Origin of the sequence: Roseovarius sp. ZX-A-9 (genome assembly GCF_028369135.1) — a bacterium.
In the GTDB taxonomy this organism is placed as follows: domain Bacteria; phylum Pseudomonadota; class Alphaproteobacteria; order Rhodobacterales; family Rhodobacteraceae; genus Roseovarius.
Genome location: NZ_JAPWHW010000006.1, coordinates 73179 through 94536 on the forward strand (window position 1 = coordinate 73179; position 21358 = coordinate 94536).

At 62.4% G+C, this 21358-nt stretch carries 24 protein-coding genes; 13 read left to right on the forward strand and 11 right to left on the reverse strand.

The window, feature by feature from the left end; all coding sequences use genetic code 11:
* Nucleotides 1–4: 4 nt before the first annotated feature.
* The 3 genes from O3306_RS07600 to O3306_RS07610 form a co-directional block, all read right to left on the reverse strand.
* On the reverse strand, nt 5–790 hold the full coding sequence (locus O3306_RS07600) for a GntR family transcriptional regulator (RefSeq protein ID WP_272005228.1): 786 nt from the start codon (nt 788–790) through the stop codon (nt 5–7).
* Nucleotides 787–2079 (reverse strand): aspartate aminotransferase family protein, encoded by a 1293-nt coding sequence (locus O3306_RS07605; RefSeq protein WP_272005231.1) that lies wholly within the window; start codon nt 2077–2079, stop codon nt 787–789. The genes O3306_RS07600 and O3306_RS07605 overlap by 4 nt, the downstream gene beginning before the upstream one ends.
* A 130-nt stretch (nt 2080–2209) precedes the next feature.
* Nucleotides 2210–2746 carry a hypothetical protein gene (locus tag O3306_RS07610; protein WP_272005233.1) on the reverse strand — a complete coding sequence of 179 codons (537 nt, stop codon included), beginning with the start codon at nt 2744–2746 and terminating at the stop codon, nt 2210–2212.
* Between the two features lie 180 nt (nt 2747–2926).
* Here O3306_RS07610 and O3306_RS07615 point away from each other — a divergent pair, with 180 nt between their 5' ends.
* Nucleotides 2927–3313 carry a RidA family protein gene (locus O3306_RS07615; protein WP_272005236.1) on the forward strand — a complete coding sequence of 129 codons (387 nt, stop codon included), beginning with the start codon at nt 2927–2929 and terminating at the stop codon, nt 3311–3313.
* Between the two features lie 45 nt (nt 3314–3358).
* On the opposite strand, the gene O3306_RS07620 is transcribed toward O3306_RS07615, so the two are convergent.
* A complete protein-coding gene (locus O3306_RS07620) occupies nt 3359–4138 on the reverse strand; it encodes a 3-keto-5-aminohexanoate cleavage protein (protein WP_272005239.1) in 780 nt (259 codons plus the stop codon).
* Nucleotides 4135–5457 (reverse strand): aspartate aminotransferase family protein, encoded by a 1323-nt coding sequence (locus O3306_RS07625; RefSeq protein ID WP_272005242.1) that lies wholly within the window; start codon nt 5455–5457, stop codon nt 4135–4137. The genes O3306_RS07620 and O3306_RS07625 overlap by 4 nt, the downstream gene beginning before the upstream one ends.
* A gap of 164 nt (nt 5458–5621) precedes the next feature.
* Here O3306_RS07625 and O3306_RS07630 point away from each other — a divergent pair, with 164 nt between their 5' ends.
* From O3306_RS07630 to O3306_RS07645, 4 genes are all read left to right on the forward strand, one after another.
* Nucleotides 5622–6476, forward strand: a complete 855-nt coding sequence (locus O3306_RS07630; protein WP_272005245.1) for a MurR/RpiR family transcriptional regulator — start codon at nt 5622–5624, stop codon at nt 6474–6476.
* A 27-nt stretch (nt 6477–6503) separates the two neighbouring features.
* Complete coding sequence (locus O3306_RS07635) at nt 6504–7472, forward strand: TAXI family TRAP transporter solute-binding subunit (protein WP_272005248.1); 969 nt, start codon at nt 6504–6506, stop codon at nt 7470–7472.
* 124 nt (nt 7473–7596) lie between these two features.
* Nucleotides 7597–10206 carry a TRAP transporter permease gene (locus O3306_RS07640; RefSeq protein WP_272005251.1) on the forward strand — a complete coding sequence of 870 codons (2610 nt, stop codon included), beginning with the start codon at nt 7597–7599 and terminating at the stop codon, nt 10204–10206.
* The gene (locus O3306_RS07645; RefSeq protein WP_272005254.1) at nt 10203–10643 is read left to right on the forward strand and encodes a universal stress protein; all 441 of its coding nucleotides are present in this window, start codon (nt 10203–10205) and stop codon (nt 10641–10643) included. The genes O3306_RS07640 and O3306_RS07645 overlap by 4 nt, the downstream gene beginning before the upstream one ends.
* Nucleotides 10644–10756: 113 nt before the next feature.
* Here the strand turns inward: O3306_RS07645 and O3306_RS07650 are convergent, their stop codons facing one another.
* From O3306_RS07650 to O3306_RS07675, 6 genes are all read right to left on the reverse strand, one after another.
* The gene (locus tag O3306_RS07650; protein WP_272005257.1) at nt 10757–11644 is read right to left on the reverse strand and encodes an NAD-dependent epimerase/dehydratase family protein; all 888 of its coding nucleotides are present in this window, start codon (nt 11642–11644) and stop codon (nt 10757–10759) included.
* Nucleotides 11631–13067 carry a mannose-1-phosphate guanylyltransferase/mannose-6-phosphate isomerase gene (locus tag O3306_RS07655; protein WP_272005260.1) on the reverse strand — a complete coding sequence of 479 codons (1437 nt, stop codon included), beginning with the start codon at nt 13065–13067 and terminating at the stop codon, nt 11631–11633. Before O3306_RS07655 ends, O3306_RS07650 begins: the two co-directional genes overlap by 14 nt.
* Nucleotides 13068–13103: 36 nt before the next feature.
* Entirely contained in the window at nt 13104–14069 is a 966-nt protein-coding gene (gene fcl, locus O3306_RS07660; protein ID WP_272005262.1) for a GDP-L-fucose synthase, read from the reverse strand.
* Nucleotides 14070–14083: 14 nt separating this feature from the next.
* Nucleotides 14084–15202 (reverse strand): GDP-mannose 4,6-dehydratase, encoded by a 1119-nt coding sequence (gmd, locus tag O3306_RS07665; RefSeq protein WP_272005265.1) that lies wholly within the window; start codon nt 15200–15202, stop codon nt 14084–14086.
* Nucleotides 15203–15398: 196 nt separating this feature from the next.
* Nucleotides 15399–15878, reverse strand: coding sequence for a hypothetical protein (locus O3306_RS07670; RefSeq protein WP_272005268.1), 480 nt, complete (start codon nt 15876–15878; stop codon nt 15399–15401).
* A 119-nt stretch (nt 15879–15997) separates the two neighbouring features.
* Nucleotides 15998–16126: a hypothetical protein gene (locus O3306_RS07675; protein WP_272005271.1), complete on the reverse strand. Its 129-nt coding sequence runs from the start codon at nt 16124–16126 to the stop codon at nt 15998–16000.
* A 271-nt stretch (nt 16127–16397) separates the two neighbouring features.
* On the opposite strand from O3306_RS07675, the gene O3306_RS07680 reads away from it, so the two are divergent.
* From O3306_RS07680 to O3306_RS07715, 8 genes are all read left to right on the forward strand, one after another.
* On the forward strand, nt 16398–16607 hold the full coding sequence (locus O3306_RS07680; protein WP_272005274.1) for a glycine cleavage T C-terminal barrel domain-containing protein: 210 nt from the start codon (nt 16398–16400) through the stop codon (nt 16605–16607).
* 40 nt (nt 16608–16647) lie between these two features.
* The gene (locus O3306_RS07685) at nt 16648–17733 is read left to right on the forward strand and encodes a zinc-binding dehydrogenase (protein ID WP_272005277.1); all 1086 of its coding nucleotides are present in this window, start codon (nt 16648–16650) and stop codon (nt 17731–17733) included.
* Nucleotides 17730–18332: a dimethylsulfonioproprionate lyase family protein gene (locus O3306_RS07690; protein WP_272005280.1), complete on the forward strand. Its 603-nt coding sequence runs from the start codon at nt 17730–17732 to the stop codon at nt 18330–18332. The genes O3306_RS07685 and O3306_RS07690 overlap by 4 nt, the downstream gene beginning before the upstream one ends.
* A 15-nt stretch (nt 18333–18347) precedes the next feature.
* Nucleotides 18348–19004 (forward strand): mandelate racemase/muconate lactonizing enzyme family protein, encoded by a 657-nt coding sequence (locus O3306_RS07695; protein ID WP_272005283.1) that lies wholly within the window; start codon nt 18348–18350, stop codon nt 19002–19004.
* Complete coding sequence (locus O3306_RS07700) at nt 18988–19395, forward strand: enolase C-terminal domain-like protein (protein WP_272005286.1); 408 nt, start codon at nt 18988–18990, stop codon at nt 19393–19395. Before O3306_RS07695 ends, O3306_RS07700 begins: the two co-directional genes overlap by 17 nt.
* Nucleotides 19392–19676, forward strand: coding sequence for a cupin domain-containing protein (locus tag O3306_RS07705; RefSeq protein ID WP_272005288.1), 285 nt, complete (start codon nt 19392–19394; stop codon nt 19674–19676). The genes O3306_RS07700 and O3306_RS07705 overlap by 4 nt, the downstream gene beginning before the upstream one ends.
* Nucleotides 19673–19813, forward strand: coding sequence for a hypothetical protein (locus O3306_RS07710; protein WP_272005292.1), 141 nt, complete (start codon nt 19673–19675; stop codon nt 19811–19813). The genes O3306_RS07705 and O3306_RS07710 overlap by 4 nt, the downstream gene beginning before the upstream one ends.
* A 637-nt stretch (nt 19814–20450) precedes the next feature.
* Nucleotides 20451–21350, forward strand: a complete 900-nt coding sequence (locus O3306_RS07715) for a metal ABC transporter substrate-binding protein (protein ID WP_272005294.1) — start codon at nt 20451–20453, stop codon at nt 21348–21350.
* The last annotated feature ends 8 nt before the right edge of the window (nt 21351–21358 follow it).

A 21358-nucleotide genomic window follows, 5' to 3' on the forward strand; every position in this document is an offset into this window, starting at 1 on the left:
GGGATCAGCCGCGTTTCGGTGTCCAATGCGGCGGGCCGGAGGCGCCAGTGTCGCGGGTCAGGTTGACGCTGTATTCGTAGCGGTCGGGTCGGTAATAGGTTTCGAGATACTCGAACGCCGTGCCATCCGCGCCGCGCATGACGCGCCGCATCAGGGTCAGAGGCCCGCCCACCGCGACGCCCAGATGCGGTGCGATTTCGGGCGGTGCGGCCACAGCCGTCAGGCGCTGCTCGACCTGCGCAGCCCGCAGCCCTGCCGCCTCCAGCACACCGATAACCGTCCGGTTGCCCAGCGTGAACGTGTCTATATAGCCCGCAGACAAGGGCGGCAGGTAACAGGCAGAGTAGGATATCGGGCCCGTTTCATCGCGCCGCACCCGGACAATGCGCAACACGCCACCCGCAGTCACCGCGTCGCCTGTCCAGTCAGGCAGACGATCCGATGCCACCTCGATCAGCGTAACAGAGGTCCCGGCCTCGAAATCGGCGATATTCTGGTTCAACCCGTCAAAGCTGTCCGGTGCCGCGCGTGCGCTGGGTGGACAGGTCGCGAACGTGCCGCGCCCGCGTTGACGGGCCACAAGGTTCCGCTCGGCCAGCAAGGACATCGCATGCCGGATCGTGACGCGAGACACATCAAAACGGGCTGCCAAGGCGTCTTCGCTGGGCATGGGCGTATCGGTGGGATAGTGCCCGGTCCTGATTTCACGTTCCAGCACCATGAATATCTTGAAATACAGCGGCATGGCCTGCATCGCGTCATGGCCCGCACTGCGGTCGACCCCGTTCATTTCCCGCCACCCTCGCGCGCCATGGCGGCGAACGCCATGTCATAGGCTGCGATGGTCTCGGCAATATCCGCCGCAGTATGGGCGGCAGTGGTATAGGACAGGCCGCGCCCGATGATCTGCACGCCCGCCTGCAGCAAATGACCGGCAAAGCGCGCCGTTGCCGGGAAATCGGCCTGCGCGGTATCCGCCAGCGAGCGCATTTCAGCCACGCCAAGCGCCAGTTGCAGCGCCGATCCAGTGCGGTTGACCGCACAGACCGTATCATGGCGCGCTGCCGCCTCGCGCAAGCCCGTCTCCAACTGCGCCGCCAACCCGTCAATAAGCGGATAGAGCGTCTGGGCATTGGCCTTCAGGTGAGAAATGCAGGCAATGGAGGCCGCGACAGAGACCGGATTGCCGTTGAACGTGCCGCGATGAAACAGCCGCCCGCTGCTGACCGGTTCCATCACCGCGTCAGAGCCCGCGACCGCGCCGATCGGCAGCCCGCCCCCCATCGCCTTGCCGATCACCGCCAGATCAGGCGTTACCCCGTGCAGCTGCTGTGCGCCGCCCAGCGACAACCGGTAGCCGGTTATCACCTCGTCAAAGATCAGCACAACGCCATGGCGTTCGGTCAATGCCCGCACTTCGGCCAGAAACCCGTCAGGCGGCGTGAAACAGCCGCCATTCACGGCCACCGGCTCCAGGATCACGGCGGCAAAATCAGAGGTCAGCACTTCGGCCAGCGCGGTGGCATCGCCCCAATCCAGAATCGTCAGCGATGCCGCGGCACCCGGATCCTGACCAATGGTGCCCGGCCCGTCATTGCCATACGCACCGGCGACCTGCACTCCGTCCATCCAGCCGTGGTAATTGCCGCGAAACTTGACCACCCGCGTCCGGCCCGTCGCCGCCCGCGCGATGCGCAGCGCCAGTTGGATCGCTTCGGAACCGGAGCTGACAAAGGCGCATTTCTGTGCGGCAGGCAGAGTTTCGCAAATCAGTTCTGCCAGAGCCGCTTCACCGGCATGTACGCTGGCGGTGCGCAGGCCGCGATCCATCTCGGCCTTGACCGCGTCGATCACGCATGACGGGGAATGCCCCAGGATCAGAGGCCCGTACCCTGCCGCGTAGTCGATGAACCGGCTGCCCGCCTTGTCCCAGACATGGGCGTTTGCCGCCCGGTCCGCCACGATCGGTGCCGGCAATTGCCGCCCGCGCGGCGTCGAAGAGACACCGTAGCTGAGCGTTTTCAGAGCGCGTGCGCGATAGGATTTCGCGACTTCAAAGCTGGCGGGGTCTGGAATCATGTGGGTTAGCACCTCGGGTCATCATAATGTTCTATCTATAATACCTTTATTTGTAATAGATGTATTACTCCAGCCCTTTAACGAGGCTGAAATCAGGAAAATCCTGTGATATTAAATCTTCGGCGCGTCGTCAGACGCCGTGCTGGACGTCCTCGTGCGCCTTGCCCATGGTCTCGCGCTGCAGGAACATCAACCCAATGAACTCCAGCCCCGAGACCATCGAATCCATCAACAATTCCACCACCTTGGGCGTCGGCACACGTCCATCGACCAAGTAGAACTCCTCGGGCACCTCGACAACACCGAGCGTGGTATAGGATTTGAAATTGGTCTGCAGGTGATTGCAGGTCCAGTCCATGTTCATCCGCAAAGGTATCTTCAGGAAGTTGTTAGGCGCGGTGTGCCAGACCGAGATCCCTTTCTCGTCGACCAACTTGAATTCAAAGCTCACCCCGGAATTGGGGCGAAATTCGCTGGTCATGACTGATCTTGCGATGTTCTGGCAGCATTCGAACACGTCCCGAAACTCGGCCGAAGGAAACTGTTCGGTGACCGTCTTTTCCTCGGCGCGGCCTTGGTAAGTGATGGTCACACGTCCCGAGCCATCGGCGTTTTCCGTCACATCCACGGATTTGACGTCAATCTCGTATGTTTGGGTCTCCAGCATGGAATTCGGTCCTGTCGCGATTTGAGGGCCCCGGCCTGCCACCGTCTCCGGCGGTCCGGCCTGGGTCTTGCTTGTTACAACATAGACATAGCGCGCCCGAGCATCCATGAAATAGTGGAATTGAAAATCGTCGACTTGCCCGGAAGTCGCCGCGGGCAAGAATCCCAGAGGAGAACACACATGAAAACCGTCCATATCCCCGAAAAATTTCGACATTACTACGACGATTGGCATTTTTCCGCCGCGGTTGACGCCGGGCCGATGGTGTATCTTTCGGGCTGCACCGCGTCGCACCCCGACAAGGACATGCCGGACGACCCCGAAGCACAGTTTCACGACGCCTTCGCCAAGCTGGGCGCATATCTGGCCGAGGCCGGACTGGGATTCGCCGATGTGGTCGAAATCACCACCTTTCACGTCGACATGCGCAAACACGCCGACACGTTCGCAGCGGTGAAAGATCAGTATATCGGCGAGCCCTACCCCGCCTGGTCCGCGATTGGCGTCACCGAACTCATGCACCCCAGGGCGCTGGTGGAAATTCGCGCAGTGGCCTGGCGGGGATAGCGGGCAGCCCTGCAAAAACGCAAGGCGAACGGACCAGCCAGATCGCTACCCCGAAGCGCATCCGGCGATCAACGCGGCAACCTCGGCCACCCGCGCGGCGTTGTCCGCCGCGATGCTGCCGTCGCGCATCGTGATGTTGTTCTCGAATCCCACGCGCAGCTTGCCGCCCGCCCGGTGCGCCGCCAGCAGGCAATCGCTCTCGTGGCGGCCAAAGGCGCAGAGCCCCCAGTCAGGCGTCATGCCATATGCGTGCGTGGCCTCGATGAAGGGCTTCAGATCATCCGGTGTGCTCTCGCGCGCCTCAGTGTAACGCCCGAGCACGAAGATCACTTGCAACGCAGGATCGGTCAGCATCTGCGGAGCAAGGGTTTCGGCCAGCAGCGCCAGATCCTGCGGATCATAGAGGATATGTTGCACCGCGATTCCCTGCGCCGCGCAGGTTTCGTAAAAATCCCGCGCTTCGGTGGCGCGCGTTCCACTGCGAATTTCGCGGATCGACATTGACACAAGGCGCGCGCCTGCCGCCAGTGCCACGGCGCGCTGATGCGCTGCCTCGTATCGCCCCGCCGCCTCGGTGGTGATCTGCACCGCCATGCCGGGCACCGCCTCGGCCAACAGCGCCAGAGCATCGCGATAGCGCACGGCGTCGAGCAGATGCGCGCCGTCTGCGTCACGCAGATGCAAATGCAGCCCATCCGCCCCCGCCGCATGGCAGGCGCGCGCCACTTCGACCGTTTCGGTCAGCGTGACCGGCAATGCGGGGTGATACGCCTTGCCGTGCCGCGCACCGTTCGGCGCGACCATCAGCCTTGGCAATGGCGTCATCCCAGCACGGTCCTGAAGGCGGTGCCCAGTTTATCCACCAACTCATCGATCTGGGCCTCGGTCAGGATAAAGGGCGGGGCCAGCAACACGTGATCCCCTCTCCGCCCGTCGATCGTGCCGCCCATCGGGTAGCACAGCAGGCCCGCGTCGAAGGCCGCCTTTTTCAGCGCCTTGTTGACGCCGCGCGCGGGATCGAACGGGGCCTTGGTCTCGCGGTCCTCAACCACTTCCAGCCCGTAGAACATGCCGCGCCCGCGAATGTCGCCGATATGCGGATGCTGCCCGAACGCCGCGCGCAGCTTGGCGTCGAGCACGTGGCCCAGTTCCGCCGCACGCGCCGTCAGCCCGCCATCCGTTAGCTTCCGGACCACTGCCAACCCCGCCGCGCAGGCTGTCGGGTGGCCGATATATGTATGCCCGTGCTGGAAAAAGCCCGTCCCATCAGCAATCGCATCATGGATCGCAGCCGAACACAGCGTCGCGCCGATCGGCTGATAGCCGGCCCCCAACCCCTTGGCGATCGTCACGATATCAGGGCGCACGCCCTCCTGCTCGCAGGCAAAGAGCGTCCCGGTCCGGCCCATGCCGCACATCACCTCGTCGAGAATCAGCAGAATGCCGTGGCGGTCGCAAATCTCGCGGATACGCTTGAAATATCCCGGAACCGGCGGCACCGCGCCCAGCGTCGCGCCGACGACAGGTTCGGCAACGAAGCCGATCACCGTTTCGGGACCAACACGCTGCAGTTCCGCTTCCAACTCGTCCGCGACGCGGATGCCATATGCCTCGGCGCTCTCGTCCTCGCGCTGATCACGGTAGGCGTAGCAAGGCGCGATATGGCTGGTACCGATCATCAGTGGCGCAAATGGCTCCTTGCGCCAGGCATTACCGCCGGTAGCCAGCGCCGCCAGCGTGTTGCCATGATAGCTCTGACGGCGGGCGATGAACCGATCGCGCTCTGGCTGGCCGATCTCCAGCATGTATTGCCGCGCCAGTTTCAACGCAGCCTCAACCGCCTCGGACCCGCCCGAGACAAAGTAAACCCGGTCAATCCCTTCTGGCGCATGCGCAATGAGCAGATCGGCCAGCTCTTCGGCGGGTTCAGAGGTGAAGAAGGATGTATGCGCATAGGCCATGCGGCCCACCTGCGCCTGTATCGCGGCAATCACATCCGGGTCTGAATGCCCCAGACACGACACCGCCGCGCCCCCCGATCCATCGAGATAGGCGCGACCATCAGTGTCAAAGAGATACGGCCCCTCACCACGCGTGGCGAGGCGTGGAGGAGATTTGGAATGGCGGGGAAAGACATGGCTCATGGCAAATCGCTATCCTTGAGAGGGATGAGTCGCGCGCTTCCGCGACCGTCGAAATGAAACATATGATTCATCGCTTGACAAGATATGAAACACTTGAAACACTCCCCTTCTGGCACATGTGGAGGTGGTATTTGTTGTACGGCACATTCGCGCAACGGTTGGCGATGGAGTATGACCAACTGAGCGATCGGCTACGTCAGGCCGGTGATTACGTCATGGCCAACCCACTCAACACCGCCACGCGTAGCCTGCGGTCCATCGCGGCCGAAGCAGCGCTGCCACCCGCCACTTTCTCGCGCATGGCGCGACGGCTGGGATACACTTCGTTCGAACTGTTGCGCGACGAGATGCGCTCGCGAATCGACCGCCAGATCGACTCGCACAGCCACAGCTTTGCCGACCGGGCACGGCGTCTTCAGCAGGATAGCTCGACCGGCGCGCTTGACTTTTTCGGCGCGCATCGCGACGCTTGTCTGGCAAATGTGCAAACCCTCGCAGCGGGTGTGGATCACGCCCTGCTGGAATGGACTGTCGAGCGTCTGCATCGGTCGCGACGGGTCCTGTTGCTGGGCGCATTGGGATCGACGGGGATAGTGGAACATATGTCATATATGGCGAACTTCCTGACCGACAACTGGCACATGGCCGGACGCATGGGCGCGTCAGTCGGCAGCGCCTTGACCGGACTGGGCCCAGAAGATTCGCTGGTCATCGTGACCAAGCCGCCCTTCGCCCGCAAATCCATCCTCGCCGCCAATCAGGCCAAGGAACAGGGTGTCTTTTTGGTGGTGATCACCGACAGCCATACCTGCCCGGCGCTGGCCAAGGCCGATGCCGGTCTGCTGGTCCCCACCAGCAGCCCGCATTTCTTCTCGTCTTACGTCGCGACACTCTTTCTGGTCGAGACGATGATCGGCATGCTCGCAGGGCGCAGCGGTGCAGAGGCCACGGCCCGCATCGCCGAAGTCGAAAGACGCAATCGCAAGCTTGAAGAAGCGAGCGATCGTCACGAAACCTAAGAACATCAGTAACAAAGGGAGAAAATGATGTTTTCCAAGTTCAAGTTCACAATAGCAGGTGCCGCGATGGCCACGCTGATGGCCCCGGCTGCCTATGCCGAGGAGTTCATCACCATCGGCACAGGGGGCGTCACCGGTGTCTACTATCCCACCGGCGGCGCGATCTGCCGACTGGTAAACAAGGGCCGCAAGGAACACGGCATCCGCTGTTCGGTCGAATCGACCGGCGGTTCGGTCTACAACATCAAGACCATCCGCGCAGGCGAGCTGGAATTCGGCGTCGTGCAGTCCGACTGGCAGTACCACGCCTACAATGGTTCCTCACTGTTTGAGGAAGACGGTGCCTTCGAAGGGCTGCGCGCGGTCTTCTCGATCCATCCCGAGCCGTTCACCGTCGTGGCGCGTGCCGATAGCGGGATCAAGACGTTCGACGATCTCAAGGGCAAGCGCGTCAACCTCGGCAACCCCGGATCGGGTGCACGCGGCACTTTTGAAGTCGTGATGGAAAAGAAGGGCTGGACCACTGACGATTTCGCCCTCGCAGCCGAGCTGAAGCCGGCTGAGCAATCCGCGGCACTGTGCGACAACCAGGTGGATGCCATCGTCTTTACCGTCGGCCACCCGTCGGGCACCATTCAGGAAGCAACCACCGCCTGCGACTCGGTTCTGGTCAGCGTGACCGGCCCCGAAATCGACGCCCTGATCGCCGATAACCCGTTCTACCGGACAGCCATCGTTCCCGGCGGCATGTATCGCGGTTCGGACGAGGACACCGCGACATTCGGCGTCGGCGCCACGCTGGTCAGCTCGACAGATGTGAGCGAAGATGCGGTCTATGCTCTCGTCAGCGCCGTCTTCGAAAATTTCGATGCATTCCAGGGCCTGCACCCGGCCTTTGCGAACCTCAAGGCCGAGGAAATGGCAACCGCCGGTCTGTCGGCGCCTCTGCATGACGGCGCGGCAAAGTACTATCGTGAAAAAGGCTGGATCGAGTAAATCGATCTGAGCACACATCTGGCAGGGGCGGCCCGAGCGGCCCCTGCCAACCGATGAGAAGCCTGAAAAATAACAAAAATCAGCCGCGTGATCAAAATGCGCAGCGGGACAGGGAGACGATGGAATGGTCGACGACAAGCAGGGCAAGGGCCCTCTGAGTGAAGCGGAACTACAGGAGCTGGTCGCCTCCTCCGACGCGGGGGGACGCAACCCGTCCAATTCCAGCGTCGCGATGCTGCTGGCCATTGTGGCCGTGGTCTGGTCGGTCTTTCAGGTGCTGCTGGCATCGCCTGTTTCGAATTATGTGCTACCGGGCGACGTGATCAACAACTCGCGCCAGATTCACTTGGCCTTTGCCGTTTTCCTCGCCTTCATGGCTTACCCTGCGCTAAAATCCAGCCCCCGCAACTATGTGCCCATTCAGGATTGGGTCATGGGGCTCATCGGAGCGGTAATCGCGCTCTACGGCTACATCGTGTATGACAAGATCGTCAGCAACGGCGGGCTGGCCGACGACACCGACAAATGGGTGGCGCTGATCGGTCTGATCCTGCTGTTCGAGGGCGCGCGCCGCGCGCTGGGTCCCGCAATGGCGATCATCGCCACGATCTTCCTCGCCTACGTCTTTTTCGGCGCTTCCCCCTGGGTACCCGAAGTCATCCGCTGGAAGGGGGCGTCGCTGCAGAAGGCGATGAGCCACATGTGGATCACCTCCGAGGGAGTGTTCGGCATCGCATTGGGCGTGTCGACCAAGTTCGTGTTCCTCTTCGTCCTCTTCGGCGCATTGCTGGAGAAGGCCGGAGCGGGCAACTACTTTATCAAGATGGCATTCGGCGCGCTGGGTCACCTGCGCGGCGGCCCGGCCAAGGCTGCGGTTGTCGGCTCTGCCGCGACCGGCCTGATCTCGGGCTCTTCCATCGCGAACGTTGTCACCACGGGTACCTTCACCATCCCGCTGATGAAGCGTGTGGGCTTCAGCTCTGAAAAGGCCGGTGCGGTCGAGGTCGCATCCTCGGTCAACGGGCAGATCATGCCGCCCGTGATGGGCGCTGCGGCCTTCCTGATGGTGGAATATGTCGGCATTTCCTATGTCGAGGTGATCACCCATGCCTTCCTGCCGGCTGCGATCTCTTATGTCGCGCTGGTCTATATCGTCCATCTTGAGGCGGTGAAGAACAATATGCCGACGCTGGGCAACCGCGTCGTGTCGATGGGCAAGACCATCGGCGGCATGGCCATCTTCTTCGTCGCCTTCGCAGCGCTCTGCTATGGCGTGCAGTACCCGGTCGGCTGGGTCGTGGCGATGACCGATAATTCCGGCATCGTCCTGTCGGCGCTGATCGTGTTGGCCTATATCGCGCTGCTTTGGCTTGCGTCCAAGGGGCCCGATCTGGAACCTGACGACCCCAACGCCCCCGAGGTCGAACTGCCCGTCGTGGGCGAGATCTACAAATCCGGGCTTTACTTCCTTCTGCCGATCATCGTGCTGGTCTACTTCCTGATGATCGAGCAGAAATCACCCGGCCTCTCTGCCTTCTGGGCGACGATGCTGCTGTTCGTGATCCTGCTGACCCAGCGCCCGCTCAAGGCGATGTTCCGCGGTGCGGGTGAAATGGGCGATCATCTGAAAGAGGGTGCGCTTGATCTTTGGCAGGGCCTTATCGACGGGGCGCGCAACATGATCGGTATCGGCCTGGCCACGGCCACGGCCGGCGTGATCGTGGGCACCGTGACGCTGACCGGCGTGGGCCAAGTCATGGCCGATCTGGTCGAGTTCCTGTCGGGTGGCAATCTGATCCTGATGCTGATCATGGTCGGGCTTCTCAGCCTCATCCTGGGGATGGGCCTGCCGACCACGGCCAACTACATCGTCGTCAGTTCGCTGATGGCCGGGGTCGTGGTGCAACTGGGTGCTCAGTCGGGCCTGATCGTGCCGCTGATCGCGGTCCACTTGTTCGTGTTCTACTTCGGCATCATGGCGGACGTGACGCCACCCGTGGGGCTGGCCAGCTTTGCCGCTGCCGCCGTGTCGGGCGGGGACGCGATCAAGACCGGGTTCATCGCATTCTTCTACAGCTTGCGGACCGTGGCACTGCCTTTCGTGTTCATCTTCAACACCGACCTGTTGCTGATCGATGTGACATGGACACAGGGGATATTGGTGGCCATATCGGCGACCATTGCGATCCTGGTCTTTACCGCGGGCACGATGAACTACTTCCTGGTCAAGAACCGCATCTACGAAAGCGTGGCTCTTATCCTGGTGGCGTTCCTGCTGTTCAGACCCGACTATGTGATGGACCGCATTCAACCACCGTTCAAATTCCTCGAACCAACCGCATTGGAGCAGGCCCTTGATGCCGCGCAGCCCGGTGACGAGGTTCGGGTAATCGTCACGGGCCCCGATTTCGACACCGGCCAGCCGGCGGAAACCGCGCTGCAGATGTCCATTGAGGGCGAAGGCACCGGTGCCGAGCGACTGGAGGCATTCGGCCTACTGGTGATGGTAGAGGACGGCGTTGTGAAGCTGGACGAACCGATGTTCGGCACACCTTTTGCTGACAATCTTCAGGGCTTCGACTTCTACGGCGATACCCCCGTTACGCTAACCACGGTCAAGGCCTCGGCAGATCAGATGCCCAAGGAGCTTGTCTTTATCCCGGCCCTGTTGCTGCTGGCGCTGATCGCCATGTTGCAACGTGGCCGCATGTCCAAGGAAGGAGTGCCCGCATGAGCCGGAGTGGAAAACCTGTCCTGTGCGCCATCGACGTCAGCAACAAGGGGCTCGACGCCAACGTGTTGCAGGAAGCCGCGCGCATGGCCAAGATGAACGATGCGCAGCTCGATGTGATCACCGTGCTGCCGGATCTGGGCATGAGCATCGTCGGCGGTTACTTTGACAAGGATCATCACGAAAAGGCGCTGGCACAGGCCAGCGCGCTAATGCGCGAAATGATCGAGGAAGCGCTGGGGCCGGAAGCAAACGCATCCATCCGCCATTTGGTGGCCACCGGCAGCGCCTATGAGGAAATCCTCAAGGCGGCCAAGGCGGCCGATAGCGGCCTGATCGTCATCGGTGCGCAAAAGCCCGATCTGCACGATTTCCTGATCGGCCCGAACGCATCGCGCGTGGTCCGCCACGCCAACTGTTCAGTCTATGTGGTCCGGTAAGCCGAGTCATTCGTGATCCATTGAAAGGGCGCATTTCGGTGCGCCCTTTTTTGGGTCCGCCAACTTCCGCCCGACGGGTACTTACCCGGCTTCGGATCGCAGCTTCAATCGCCTCAAACGGCCTGCTCTACGTGCCGGAACTGTGCCATCATCCCCGCCTCCGAGCATTCTTCGGGCGAGAACGTGTAAAACTGCCGCAGCCGCGTCGTATCCAGCGCGATATGCTGCACCGCTCCATCAGGCGCGTCGGACCAGTCCCATGTCAGCCCGGCCGCTTGTGCCAGATCGCTCATGTTGCCGCCTCCGGGGGCCGCGACATTCAGGTAATCGGGCAGCCGCTCGGGCCATGTCGCGAGCGTCTCAATGATCCGGGCCAAGCTTTCGGGGCCGATATAAGGCCGGCTCGGCCCCTGCCCGTCTGCAAAGCGATCGATCCATAACGCGCCCCCCGCCTGGGCGTTGCGCATCAACGCATCCGCGCCGACAACATTGCCGATCCGCAGACAGCACACATCAATCCCCTGGTCGCGGTAGGGTTTGCAGGCCTGCTCCATCGCGAGCTTCGACGCACCGTAAAGCGTCGAGGGCCGGCAAGGCGCATCCTCTGTCAGTGGCATATCGCTGCTGTGGTCGTAGACCGCCGCGGAAGACGCGATCAGCACCCGCTCGCAGCCGGCAGCCTTGGCCGCTTCGAGGCAGGCCACGGCGAGGCCGACATTTGTGGAAAAATCCGCATCCGGTCCGGGGATCACCCCTGCGACCATGATCAGCGCGGCGGGTGTGCCATCATAGCGCACATAGCGCTCGAACGGTTCGGGCCCGTCCAGTGGCGCCCAGTAGAGCACACGGTCGCCGGGATCGGCGGGACCACGGCGCAACTGCGGCACCAGCCGCATGGCGATCTCCGGATCATCGACCCAGGCGCGCCGCACCATGCGACCCACCTTGCCCGACGCGCCGACCATAAGCCAATCCGCTGCTGTCAGGTCAAGTCCGGGCATACACGTCCTCGTAGCGGATGATATCGTCTTCGCCCAGATAGCTGCCGGTCTGGACCTCGATCAGGACCATTTCCAGTTTGCCGGGGTTTTCCATGCGGTGCACCGCACCGAGCGGGATATAAACGCTTTCGTTTTCGCCAATCAGCCGCACGTCACCATCCACCGTAACCTTGGCTGTGCCTTGCACGACAATCCAGTGTTCAGAGCGGTGATGATGGCTTTGCAGGCTCAGCGCCGCCCCCGGTTTGACCACGATACGCTTGACCTGAAACCGCTCGCCGATAACCAGGCTCTCGAACCAGCCCCAGGGGCGGTGGTCGACCGGAAACTCCGTTGCCTGTTTCGCGCCGCGCGCCTTGAGCGCTGTCACCGCCTCTTTCACCCGCTGGCTGTCACTGCGCGGGGCAACGATAACCGCATCCGGCATCGCCACGGCGATCATGTCCTGCAGCCCGATGCCGACCAGTTCCTGCGCGCCATGCTCCGAGCGCAGCAACGTGCCTGCGCAGTCCAGCGCCGTGGCATGGTCCGACAGCACATTGCCCTCCGCGTCAGGCCCGCTTTCGGCCCAGACCGCGTTCCAGTCGCCCAGATCGGACCAGCCTGCGCCAAACGGCATGACCGCAAGGTTATCTGCGTGCTCCATGATGGCGTAATCAATCGAGTTTTCGGCCACATCCGTCCAGGCAGCCGCGTCCAGCCGGGTAAAGCCCAGATCGTCCTTGGCCCCGTCCAGCGCGGCGCGGACAGGCGGGATCATGTCGGGCGCGTGCGCCTCGAACGCCGCGATCACTGCGCGCGCCGACAACAGAAAGATGCCGGCATTCCAAAGATAGCTGCCCTCTGCCAGCATTGCCTCGGCGCGGGCCATGTCGGGCTTTTCGACGAACCGCGCCAGTGATTGCGGCGTCGTTGCCGCCGCATCGGCCCCCTCCGCCAACTCCAGCCAGCCATAGCCGGTTTCCGCCCGTGTGGGCCGGATGCCGAATGTGACCAGATCGCCTGCCGCCGCACGCGGCGCCGCTGCCGCCACCGCGGCGCGGAATGCTGCACCATCCGGGATCACATGATCGGACGGCGCCACCAGCATCAGCGCATCCGCATCGCGCGCCGCCAACCACAGCGCCGCTACCAGCACGGCAGGAGCGGTATTGCGCCCTTCGGGCTCGATCAGCACGCCTTGCGGCTGGGTCTGCGCCGCCGCCAGCTGCTCCAGCACGATAAAGCGGAATGGCTCGCCGGTCAGGATCACCGGCGCGGCGAACGCATCCCCTGTCAAACGGCGGACCGACGCCTGAAACAGCGTCTCGTCGCCAATAAGGGGCGTGAACTGCTTGGGGAAGCTGCGGCGCGACAGCGGCCAAAGCCGTGTGCCGGACCCGCCGCAGAGGATCACCGGATGGATAAGCGAGGTTTCAGTCATGCTCTGCATGTCACGGTTCGGGGCCGGATTTGCAATTCACTTCTCCCTCACAGTGTCGGCATGGCGTTGAAACCATTCATATGTCTCGGCTATGCCCTCTTTCAATCCTGTGCGTGCCCGCCAGCCCATATCTGCCAGACGGCTCACATCCATCAGCTTGCGCTTGGTACCGTCGGGTTTGGACGTGTCATACGTGATCCGACCTTTGAACCCGGTGATCTCCGCCACCATCTGCGCCAGTTCCGCGATCGAAACGTCGGTGCCGGTGCCGACATTGATATGGCTCAGCATCGGATCAGTGTTGGCGGCGTATGTCGCATGGTCCAGATCCATGACAAACAGGCTCGCTTCGGCCATGTCGTCGACATGCAGGAACTCGCGGCGCGGCGTGCCGGTGCCCCAGATCACCACCTCGGGCGCACCGTCCCTCACCGCCTCGTGAAACCGCCGTAGCATCGCGGGCAGCACATGGCTGTTCTCGGGATGGAAATTGTCGCCCGGCCCGTAAAGGTTGGTCGGCATGACGCTGCGGTAATCCGTACCATGCTGCCGGTTATAGCTCTCGCACAGCTTGATGCCCGCGATCTTGGCCACCGCATAGGGCTCGTTCGTCGGCTCCAGCACACCGGTCAGCAGCGCGTCCTCGCGCATCGGCTGCGCCACCGCGCGCGGGTAGATGCAGCTGGACCCTAGTTGTAGCAGGCGTGTGACGCCCGCCGCGAAAGCCTGATGGATGACATTACATTCGATCATCAGGTTGTCGTAAATGAAATCGGCAGGATAAGTGTTGTTGGCATGAATGCCCCCCACTCTCGCCGCCGCCAGAATAACCGCATCGGGCCGCTCGCTTTGCATGAATGCACGTACCGCCGCCTGATCTGTCAGGTCCAGCTCCGCATGGGTACGGGTCACGATGGCGCTCCCATCCATGCCACGCGCCAGCAACTGCCGATGGATCGCACCGCCCACCATGCCGCGATGCCCTGCCAGGTAGATTTTCATGGCGCCCTCGCCCATCAATTCTCGGAACTCACGGGCAGATCATAGCCGTGTTCCTTCAGCAGCGCATGCCGCCGCGCGGTGCGCAAATCCTCAGCGACCATCTCGGCACACATTTCCTGAGCGGTGATCTGCGGCTCCCAGCCCAGCACATCGCGCGCCTTGCTGGGATCGCCCAACAACGTCTCGACCTCGGCGGGGCGGAAATAACGCGGGTCAATGCGCACGATCACGTCGCCGGGCTTGACCGCCGGAGCCATGTCCGAAGTGACGCGAGTAACGGTGCCGGTCTCGTCCAGCCCGGTGCCGGAAAATTCCAGTTCGATACCCAGTTCCGCCGCCGACATGATGATGAAATCACGCACCGAATACTGCTTGCCCGTGGCAATCACGAAATCGTCCGGCTTGTCCTGTTGCAGCATCATCCACTGCATGCGCACATAGTCCTTCGCGTGACCCCAGTCGCGCAACGCGTCGATATTGCCCATATGCAGGCAATCATCCAGCCCCTGAGAGATGTTGGCCAGCCCGCGGGTGATCTTGCGGGTGACGAAGGTTTCGCCCCGGCGCGGGCTCTCGTGGTTAAACAGGATGCCGTTGCAGGCATACATGCCGTAGGATTCGCGGTAATTCACGCAGATCCAGTAGGAATAGAGCTTGGCCACCGCATAGGGTGAACGCGGGTAGAACGGGGTGGTCTCGGATTGCGGGGTTTCCTGCACCAAACCGTAAAGCTCGGACGTCGAAGCCTGATAGAACCGACAGGTCTTTTCCATGCCCAGAAACCGGATCGCTTCCAGCAGGCGCAGCGTGCCCATCGCATCGACATCCGCCGTATATTCCGGGGACTCGAAGCTGACCGCCACATGGCTCTGCGCACCAAGGTTATAGACCTCATCGGGTTTGATCTCGGCAATCAGGCGCGTCAGGTTCGAGGTATCGGTCAAATCACCGTAATGCAGTTTCAGCTTCGGGTTCGGCTCGTGCGGGTCCTGATAGATATGATCGATCCGCTGGGTGTTGAACGACGACGCGCGCCGCTTGATCCCGTGCACCTCGTAGCCCTTTTCCAACAGCAGTTCGGCCAGATAAGAACCATCCTGCCCGGTGATCCCGGTGATAAGGGCACGTTTCATGTCGGTCACTCCAGCCGCCTAGCGTCCGGGCCGCTCTTGCGCGCGCCCGATCATCCATATGGTTCCTAAACGTTGAGAGTTTCGGGGGCAACTGAAAGCAGGCCGCGATTTGCCTGCCGCGTCCTGCTGCCAAGGCGCTTTCAATAATGTAAGCGCTCTGCGTCTGGCCTGCGGTTCAGATCAATTCCAAAACGCTTCAGCCCGCCAATTCGCACCAGATGATGACCATCATGACGGCCCAGGCCAACGTGACAAGTACCGGCGGCCCAAGCGCCGTGTAACGCCCGCGTACCTCCGTGCCGCTGTCCAAACCGTCTCCGATCAAGCCGGGCAAGAGCTTTGCGCCCCCGAATTCTTGCATGACCCCTACGACGCCTGCATCCGTGTCACCTCGCCATTTCTGGGCGGTTGCCTCAATCGACTCGTAAGCGGCCCGCACGCTGAACCAGGTCACAACCGCCGACGATATACCAAGAACCCCGAAAACAGTCATGATCGCGGCAATTATCCCGACTTCGAATCTGTCATCAGCCTGGGTAAGCAGCGCGAATGAAGTGAAAAGCAATGCTTGAAACGTCACGAACCAGATTGTCCTTTGCCCGACCAGCCCGTCTTCATGCGCAACCTTTTCGCGGAAAGCCTTGTAGACCTCCAATGCATATTCTCTTTCGTCCACCCTTTTGCCCCCTCCAGCCGCACACCGGCCAGACAAGCCTAGGCCGCAACCGACCCACCAAACAATAGCTTTGGCGGGACGCCCTTCAGCTATCCCCTGTTTCCGGCGACACCGCGCCCTCAGCCACCCAACGCCTCTCCCATCCAGCGTTGCAAAAGCAGGATCGAGTGTTCGGATTGCACTCCATTGCGCGGGTCCACCTCATTGTTCTCGCCGCCGACCAAATGCCAGCCGCGCCAGACCTCCAAGTTGCCAGCGCCCACTCCCAAAGTGCGTCACGGGCGCCGGGAAAGCGCCCTCCCACGGAGGCGTGGGACTGCATCATGATTTACAAAAATCAATTTCATTTAGCGATACATTCGGAATTTCAACAGAAAAGCTTTTTATTTATCAATTTTATTGAACGAATTCAGATTTAACCCTGCCCCCGGCTCTCCAGCCGGTTCACAGGTATAAGCGTGGTAAGAACAGGCCATCACACGCGCGATGCCCTGCCCGCTGACCAGCTGATGCGCCGTGATGCTGGACGATGCTGTTGTCAGGGCCACGACCTCGCTTACCTGCGGACATAGCGTCGGGCACATTTTGGCCTTTGCCTATGTGAAACCGCATGCCAATGTGGCCGGAAACGTGGCCCTAACCCCCATCGCCGCTCAACCGCGCGCCGCGCTTATCCTGACCGCCCCGGCCCATGATCCAAGCGGCCTGCGCCCCCGATCAGAGGACTGAGTCCCGTGATTTGCTACCCCCAAGAGACGAAGGAACAAACATGAACGACCTGCCCCCCCGGATGCGCGCTATGGTCCTCATGCGGCACGGTGATCTCGACGCCTATGAATGGCACGAGGATTGGCCGACACCACAGCCGGGACCGATGGATGTGATCATCAAAGTTGCTGCCTGCGGGCTGAACAATACCGACGTCAACACGCGCTCGGGCTGGTACTCCAAGGCCGTCAGCGAGGCCACCACCGGTGGCAGTTACGACACGGTAGGCGCCGACGACCCGACCTGGGGCGGCGCGCCCATTACCTTTCCGCGCATTCAGGGGGTCGATGTTGTGGGTCATGTCGTCGCCGTCGGCGCAGAGGCGGACGCTTCGCTGATCGGCCGCCGCGTGCTGGTCGATGGCTGGCAGCGCGACTGGAGCGATCCGGACAACAAGGACAAGACCGGCTATTTCGGCAGCGAATGCGATGGCGGCTATGCCGAGTACACCCGGGCCGACATGCGCGATGTCGCTCCCATCTCGTCCGATCTGTCCGATGCCGAATTGGCGACGTTCCAGTGCAGCTACTCCACAGCCGAGGGCATGCTGGCCCGCGCCAATGTGGGCCCGGACGACACGGTGCTGGTCCCCGGCGCGTCGGGCGGCGTTGGCGGTGCGCTGATCCAGCTGGCAAAGCGGCGCGGCGCGCGGGTGATCGCGATGGCGTCAGAGGCCAAACATGCGGATGTCGCCCGCATGGGGCCTGACCGCATCCTGCCGCGCGCGCCCGATGATCTGCACGCCACGTTGAAGGACGAGCGGATCACAGTCGTGGCCGACGTGGTGGGCGGCGATCAGTGGCCCGCCCTCATTGACACACTGGAACGCGGCGGGCGCTACACGATCTCCGGTGCCATCGCGGGTCCGATGGTCACGCTCGATCTGCGCACGCTCTACCTGCGCGATCTTACCTTTACCGGCTCGACCGTCATTCCGCAGCAGGTGTTCCACGATCTTGTCGGCTATATCGAGCGCGGCGAGGTCAAGCCGATGCTCGCCGCCACCTACAAGCTGGAGCAGCTCCGCGAAGCGCAGGTCGCCTTTATCGCCAAGAAACACACCGGCAACATCGTGGTCACGCCGTGACCGCACGAGCAGCCTTTCACTCAGCGCTCGATGCCGCACGCGACTGGCACGCCGCACTGCCAGCCATGGCCGCGTTTACGGACTGGCCGGATGATCTGCGCTATGCCGCCCGCGCGCCGGTGTCCCGCCCAGTTCTGCCCTTGATGGAGCGCGATCCGGGCCATGCCAGCCCGCAAAGCGCTCGCTTACAGGCCGCACTTCTGGCCGCAGCACCTCATGCCGAATGGCGCCTGACCTATACCGAGGAAGAAGTGGGCCGCGACTTTCTGAACCGCTTCGCCTGGTTCGAGCTTGCCGGGCCGGACGGGCATTTCGTGACCGATCAGTGCCGGATCACCGTGGCCTATTGGGGGCGGAACCTGTTTTATGCGCGCCACTGGCACGAGCCCGAAGAACTCTACACCGTCGTCTCGGGCAGTGGCATCTTCATGGTCGACAACCAGCCTGACCTGATCCTCGGCCCCGGAGACACGCGCCTGCATCTGAGCAACCAGCCGCACGCCCTGCGCACCCAAAACGACCCGATTCTGGTGCTGGTGATCTGGCGCGGTGCCGGGCTGGCCGATGATCCGCGCATGGTTCCGGAGGATGCGTCGTGAGGATCAGGATGCGTCGTGAGGATCGCACGGATAGACGCCTACCAGGTCGATCTGCCGGTCAGCGGCGGGAACTACCGCCTGTCGGGCGGGCGCAGCTACACCAGTTATGATGCCACGATCGTTCGCGTGACCGCCGATTGCGGGCGCATCGGCTGGGGCGAAAGCACGCCATTCGGCGCCACCTATGTCGCGGCTCACGCGGGCAGTGCGCGCGCCGGGCTGGCGCTGCTGGCGCCCGCGCTGATCGGCATGGACCCGACCCACCACGACCGCCTGTGGGAGCGGATGCAACTGACGCTGAGCGGCCACCGCGCTGCGCGTTGCACGGTTGATGTGGCGTGTTGGGACATTGCCGCGCAGGCCGCCGGTTTGCCGCTGTGCGATCTGCTGGGCGGGCGGGTGTCCGGCCCGGTGCCGGTGATATCCTCAATCGGCAGCGATACGCCAGAAGCGATGCGCGCGAGCGTCGCGCGCCACCGTGCCGACGGGTTCATGGGGCATTCGATCAAGATCGGCGCATCAGAGGTCGAGGGCGGCCCGGGGCTGGATGCAGAGCGCATCCGCGCCTGCCTGGCTGATCGCCAAACCGGCGAATGGTTCCTCGCCGATGCCAATAACGGCCTCACGCCCGAACATGCATTGCGCACACTGCCCGGTGCCGATCCTGCTTGACGAGTTGATCCAGTCCGAAGCCGACCTGATCCACGCCATCGCCAATGACAGCTGTGACGGCGTCGGCCTGAAACTATCCAAACAGGGCGGCATAACCGCGATGATCCGCCAGCGCAGCATCGCGGCGGCGGCGGGCATGGTGTTGTCGGTGCAGGACACGGTCGGCTCGGAAATCAGCTTTGCCGCGATCCTGCATCTGGCCCAGTCGACACCGCGTCACCTGTTTCGCTGCGCACTCGACACCCGCGCGATGATCAAAGGCTCGGTTGCAGCCTTCGATGCCCCGATCCACAATGGCGGCGCCGAGGCCCCGGTCACCCCCGGTCTCGGCGTGACACCCGATCACGCCTGCCTCGGTGCACCATTTTCAACCTGGAAGGACCCCATATGACCATGACCTGCACCGCAACCCAGATGATCGATGACGCCCGCGTACGCGTCACCCGGTTCGACTTTGCGCCCGGACAGCAGACCGGCTGGCATACCCACGGGTTTGACTACGTGATCACCGCGCTCACCGATTGCCATATGCGGCTGGAACTGCCCGGCGGCGAGGTCAATGACGTCACCGTGCCCGCAGGCACCGTTTATCGCCGCAATGAAGGCGTGGAGCATAACGTGATCAACGGCGGCGACGCGCCGATGGCCTTTGTCGAAGTCGAGATAAAGTGAAAATCACGCGCATAACAGTCTATGCGCTCGACCTGCCGCTCACCCATCCCAATTTCCTGTCGGGTGGGCGGCTGCGCTTCGATACGCGCGACAGCAGTTTCGTGCGCATTGATACCGATGCGGGTCTGCCCGGTTAGGGAGAAGGCTGCTCCAGTCGGCATACCTACCTGCCCTTCCACGCCTACGCCCAATCCCCCCTCGACATCGCCTGCTGGGATATCCTCGGCCAATCCGCGCAGATGCCGCACTGGCAGCTTTTCGGCGGACACGTCTGCGAAGGCGGCTCGCTAAAGCCGAACCACCCAGCACACCAGACCTCGGCATCATTCCGGACCCGGATCAACTGGGCACGCCTGTCGCCATGTTACGAGTCTGCGCCATGACAGACACGCGCCTCCGGGCATCGGACTTCATTTCATCTTTCCAAAAATACCTTTGGGGGTGAATTGGCCCCCTTGGGCCAAGAGGGGGCCAACGGCCCCCTTTCCCCGGCGACGCGCGCCCGCGCGGCGCTATCCCTGCCAGAGACACGCCGATGAATCTTTCCCGCATCTCCCTGCGACGCGGTCATCACCAGCCCCATCCGGCTGGACACCGATACCGGCCTCGGCATCACATCGGACCGGCTCGGCAGGCCCGCCAAGGGTGCCGCCGCGCAGATTTTCTTGAGAATCATTCTCATCTCACTTGACAAATTGAGAATGATTGTCATTAACAGTTGCAACACCTAACTAACTTACCATACCCCCGCCCTCTCACCTTTCCGGAGACATCATGCCCGTCATTCGACTGACCCACCTTGCCGCGACGTTCATCCTTGCTCTCACGGCCACCGTCGCTTCGGCAGACAAGTTGAAAGTCGTGACCACCTTCACCGTTCTGGCCGACATGGCCCAGAACGTGGCCGGCGACGCAGCCGAGGTCGTGTCAATCACCAAGCCCGGCGCTGAAATACACGGCTACGAGCCGACACCGCGCGATATCGTGCGCGCCTCGGATGCCGATCTGGTCCTGTGGAACGGCATGAACCTCGAACTGTGGTTCGAACAGTTCCTCCGCCATCTGGGCGATATCCCCTCAGCCACATTGACCGACGGGATCGACCCGATCTCGATCTCGTCGGGGTCTTATCAGGGCCAACCGAACCCGCATGCCTGGATGGGGCTGGATAACGCGCTGATCTACATCGACAACATCACCGCTGCCCTGTCCACGCACGACCCCGATAACGCCGCCACCTACGCGGCCAACGCTGACCGCTACAAGGCCAGACTGCGCGAAGTGATGGAGCCGCTGCGCGCACAAATCGCCGCGATCCCGCAGGCGCAGCGCTGGCTTGTCACCTGCGAGGGTGCCTTCAGCTATCTGGCCCGCGACTTTGGGCTGCAAGAACTCTATCTGTGGCCGATGAACGCCGATCAGGTTGGCACGCCCCAGCAGGTCCGCTCGGTGATTGACGGGGTCCGCGAACACGATATTCCCGTGGTCTTCTGCGAAAGCACCGTGCGCACCGCCCCCGCCGAACAGGTCGCGCGCGAAACTGGCGCGCGTTACGGCGGTGTGCTCTATGTCGACAGCCTCAGTACCGCGGACGGTCCGGTGCCGACCTATCTCGATCTGTTGCGCGTCACCTCGCAGACCGTCGTGGACGGGCTGACCGGCGCGGGAAACTGAGCCTGTGC

Bases quoted from the DNA above. Each gene is read 5' to 3' on its own strand.
- O3306_RS07640 (WP_272005251.1), top strand. From the start codon at position 7,597: ATGGTCGACGACAAGCAGGGCAAGGGCCCTCTGAGTGAAGCGGAACTA.
- O3306_RS07625 (WP_272005242.1), bottom strand. From the start codon at position 5,457: ATGAGCCATGTCTTTCCCCGCCATTCCAAATCTCCTCCACGCCTCGCC.
- O3306_RS07600 (WP_272005228.1), bottom strand. From the start codon at position 790: ATGAACGGGGTCGACCGCAGTGCGGGCCATGACGCGATGCAGGCCATG.
- O3306_RS07650 (WP_272005257.1), bottom strand. From the start codon at position 11,644: ATGCCCGGACTTGACCTGACAGCAGCGGATTGGCTTATGGTCGGCGCG.
- O3306_RS07655 (WP_272005260.1), bottom strand. From the start codon at position 13,067: ATGACTGAAACCTCGCTTATCCATCCGGTGATCCTCTGCGGCGGGTCC.
- O3306_RS07605 (WP_272005231.1), bottom strand. From the start codon at position 2,079: ATGATTCCAGACCCCGCCAGCTTTGAAGTCGCGAAATCCTATCGCGCA.
- gmd (WP_272005265.1), bottom strand. From the start codon at position 15,202: ATGAAACGTGCCCTTATCACCGGGATCACCGGGCAGGATGGTTCTTAT.
- O3306_RS07705 (WP_272005288.1), top strand. From the start codon at position 19,392: ATGACCATGACCTGCACCGCAACCCAGATGATCGATGACGCCCGCGTA.
- fcl (WP_272005262.1), bottom strand. From the start codon at position 14,069: ATGAAAATCTACCTGGCAGGGCATCGCGGCATGGTGGGCGGTGCGATC.
- O3306_RS07685 (WP_272005277.1), top strand. From the start codon at position 16,648: ATGAACGACCTGCCCCCCCGGATGCGCGCTATGGTCCTCATGCGGCAC.
- O3306_RS07615 (WP_272005236.1), top strand. From the start codon at position 2,927: ATGAAAACCGTCCATATCCCCGAAAAATTTCGACATTACTACGACGAT.
- O3306_RS07635 (WP_272005248.1), top strand. From the start codon at position 6,504: ATGTTTTCCAAGTTCAAGTTCACAATAGCAGGTGCCGCGATGGCCACG.
- O3306_RS07715 (WP_272005294.1), top strand. From the start codon at position 20,451: ATGCCCGTCATTCGACTGACCCACCTTGCCGCGACGTTCATCCTTGCT.
- O3306_RS07630 (WP_272005245.1), top strand. From the start codon at position 5,622: ATGGAGTATGACCAACTGAGCGATCGGCTACGTCAGGCCGGTGATTAC.
- O3306_RS07680 (WP_272005274.1), top strand. From the start codon at position 16,398: ATGCTGGACGATGCTGTTGTCAGGGCCACGACCTCGCTTACCTGCGGA.
- O3306_RS07620 (WP_272005239.1), bottom strand. From the start codon at position 4,138: ATGACGCCATTGCCAAGGCTGATGGTCGCGCCGAACGGTGCGCGGCAC.
- O3306_RS07610 (WP_272005233.1), bottom strand. From the start codon at position 2,746: ATGCTGGAGACCCAAACATACGAGATTGACGTCAAATCCGTGGATGTG.
- O3306_RS07645 (WP_272005254.1), top strand. From the start codon at position 10,203: ATGAGCCGGAGTGGAAAACCTGTCCTGTGCGCCATCGACGTCAGCAAC.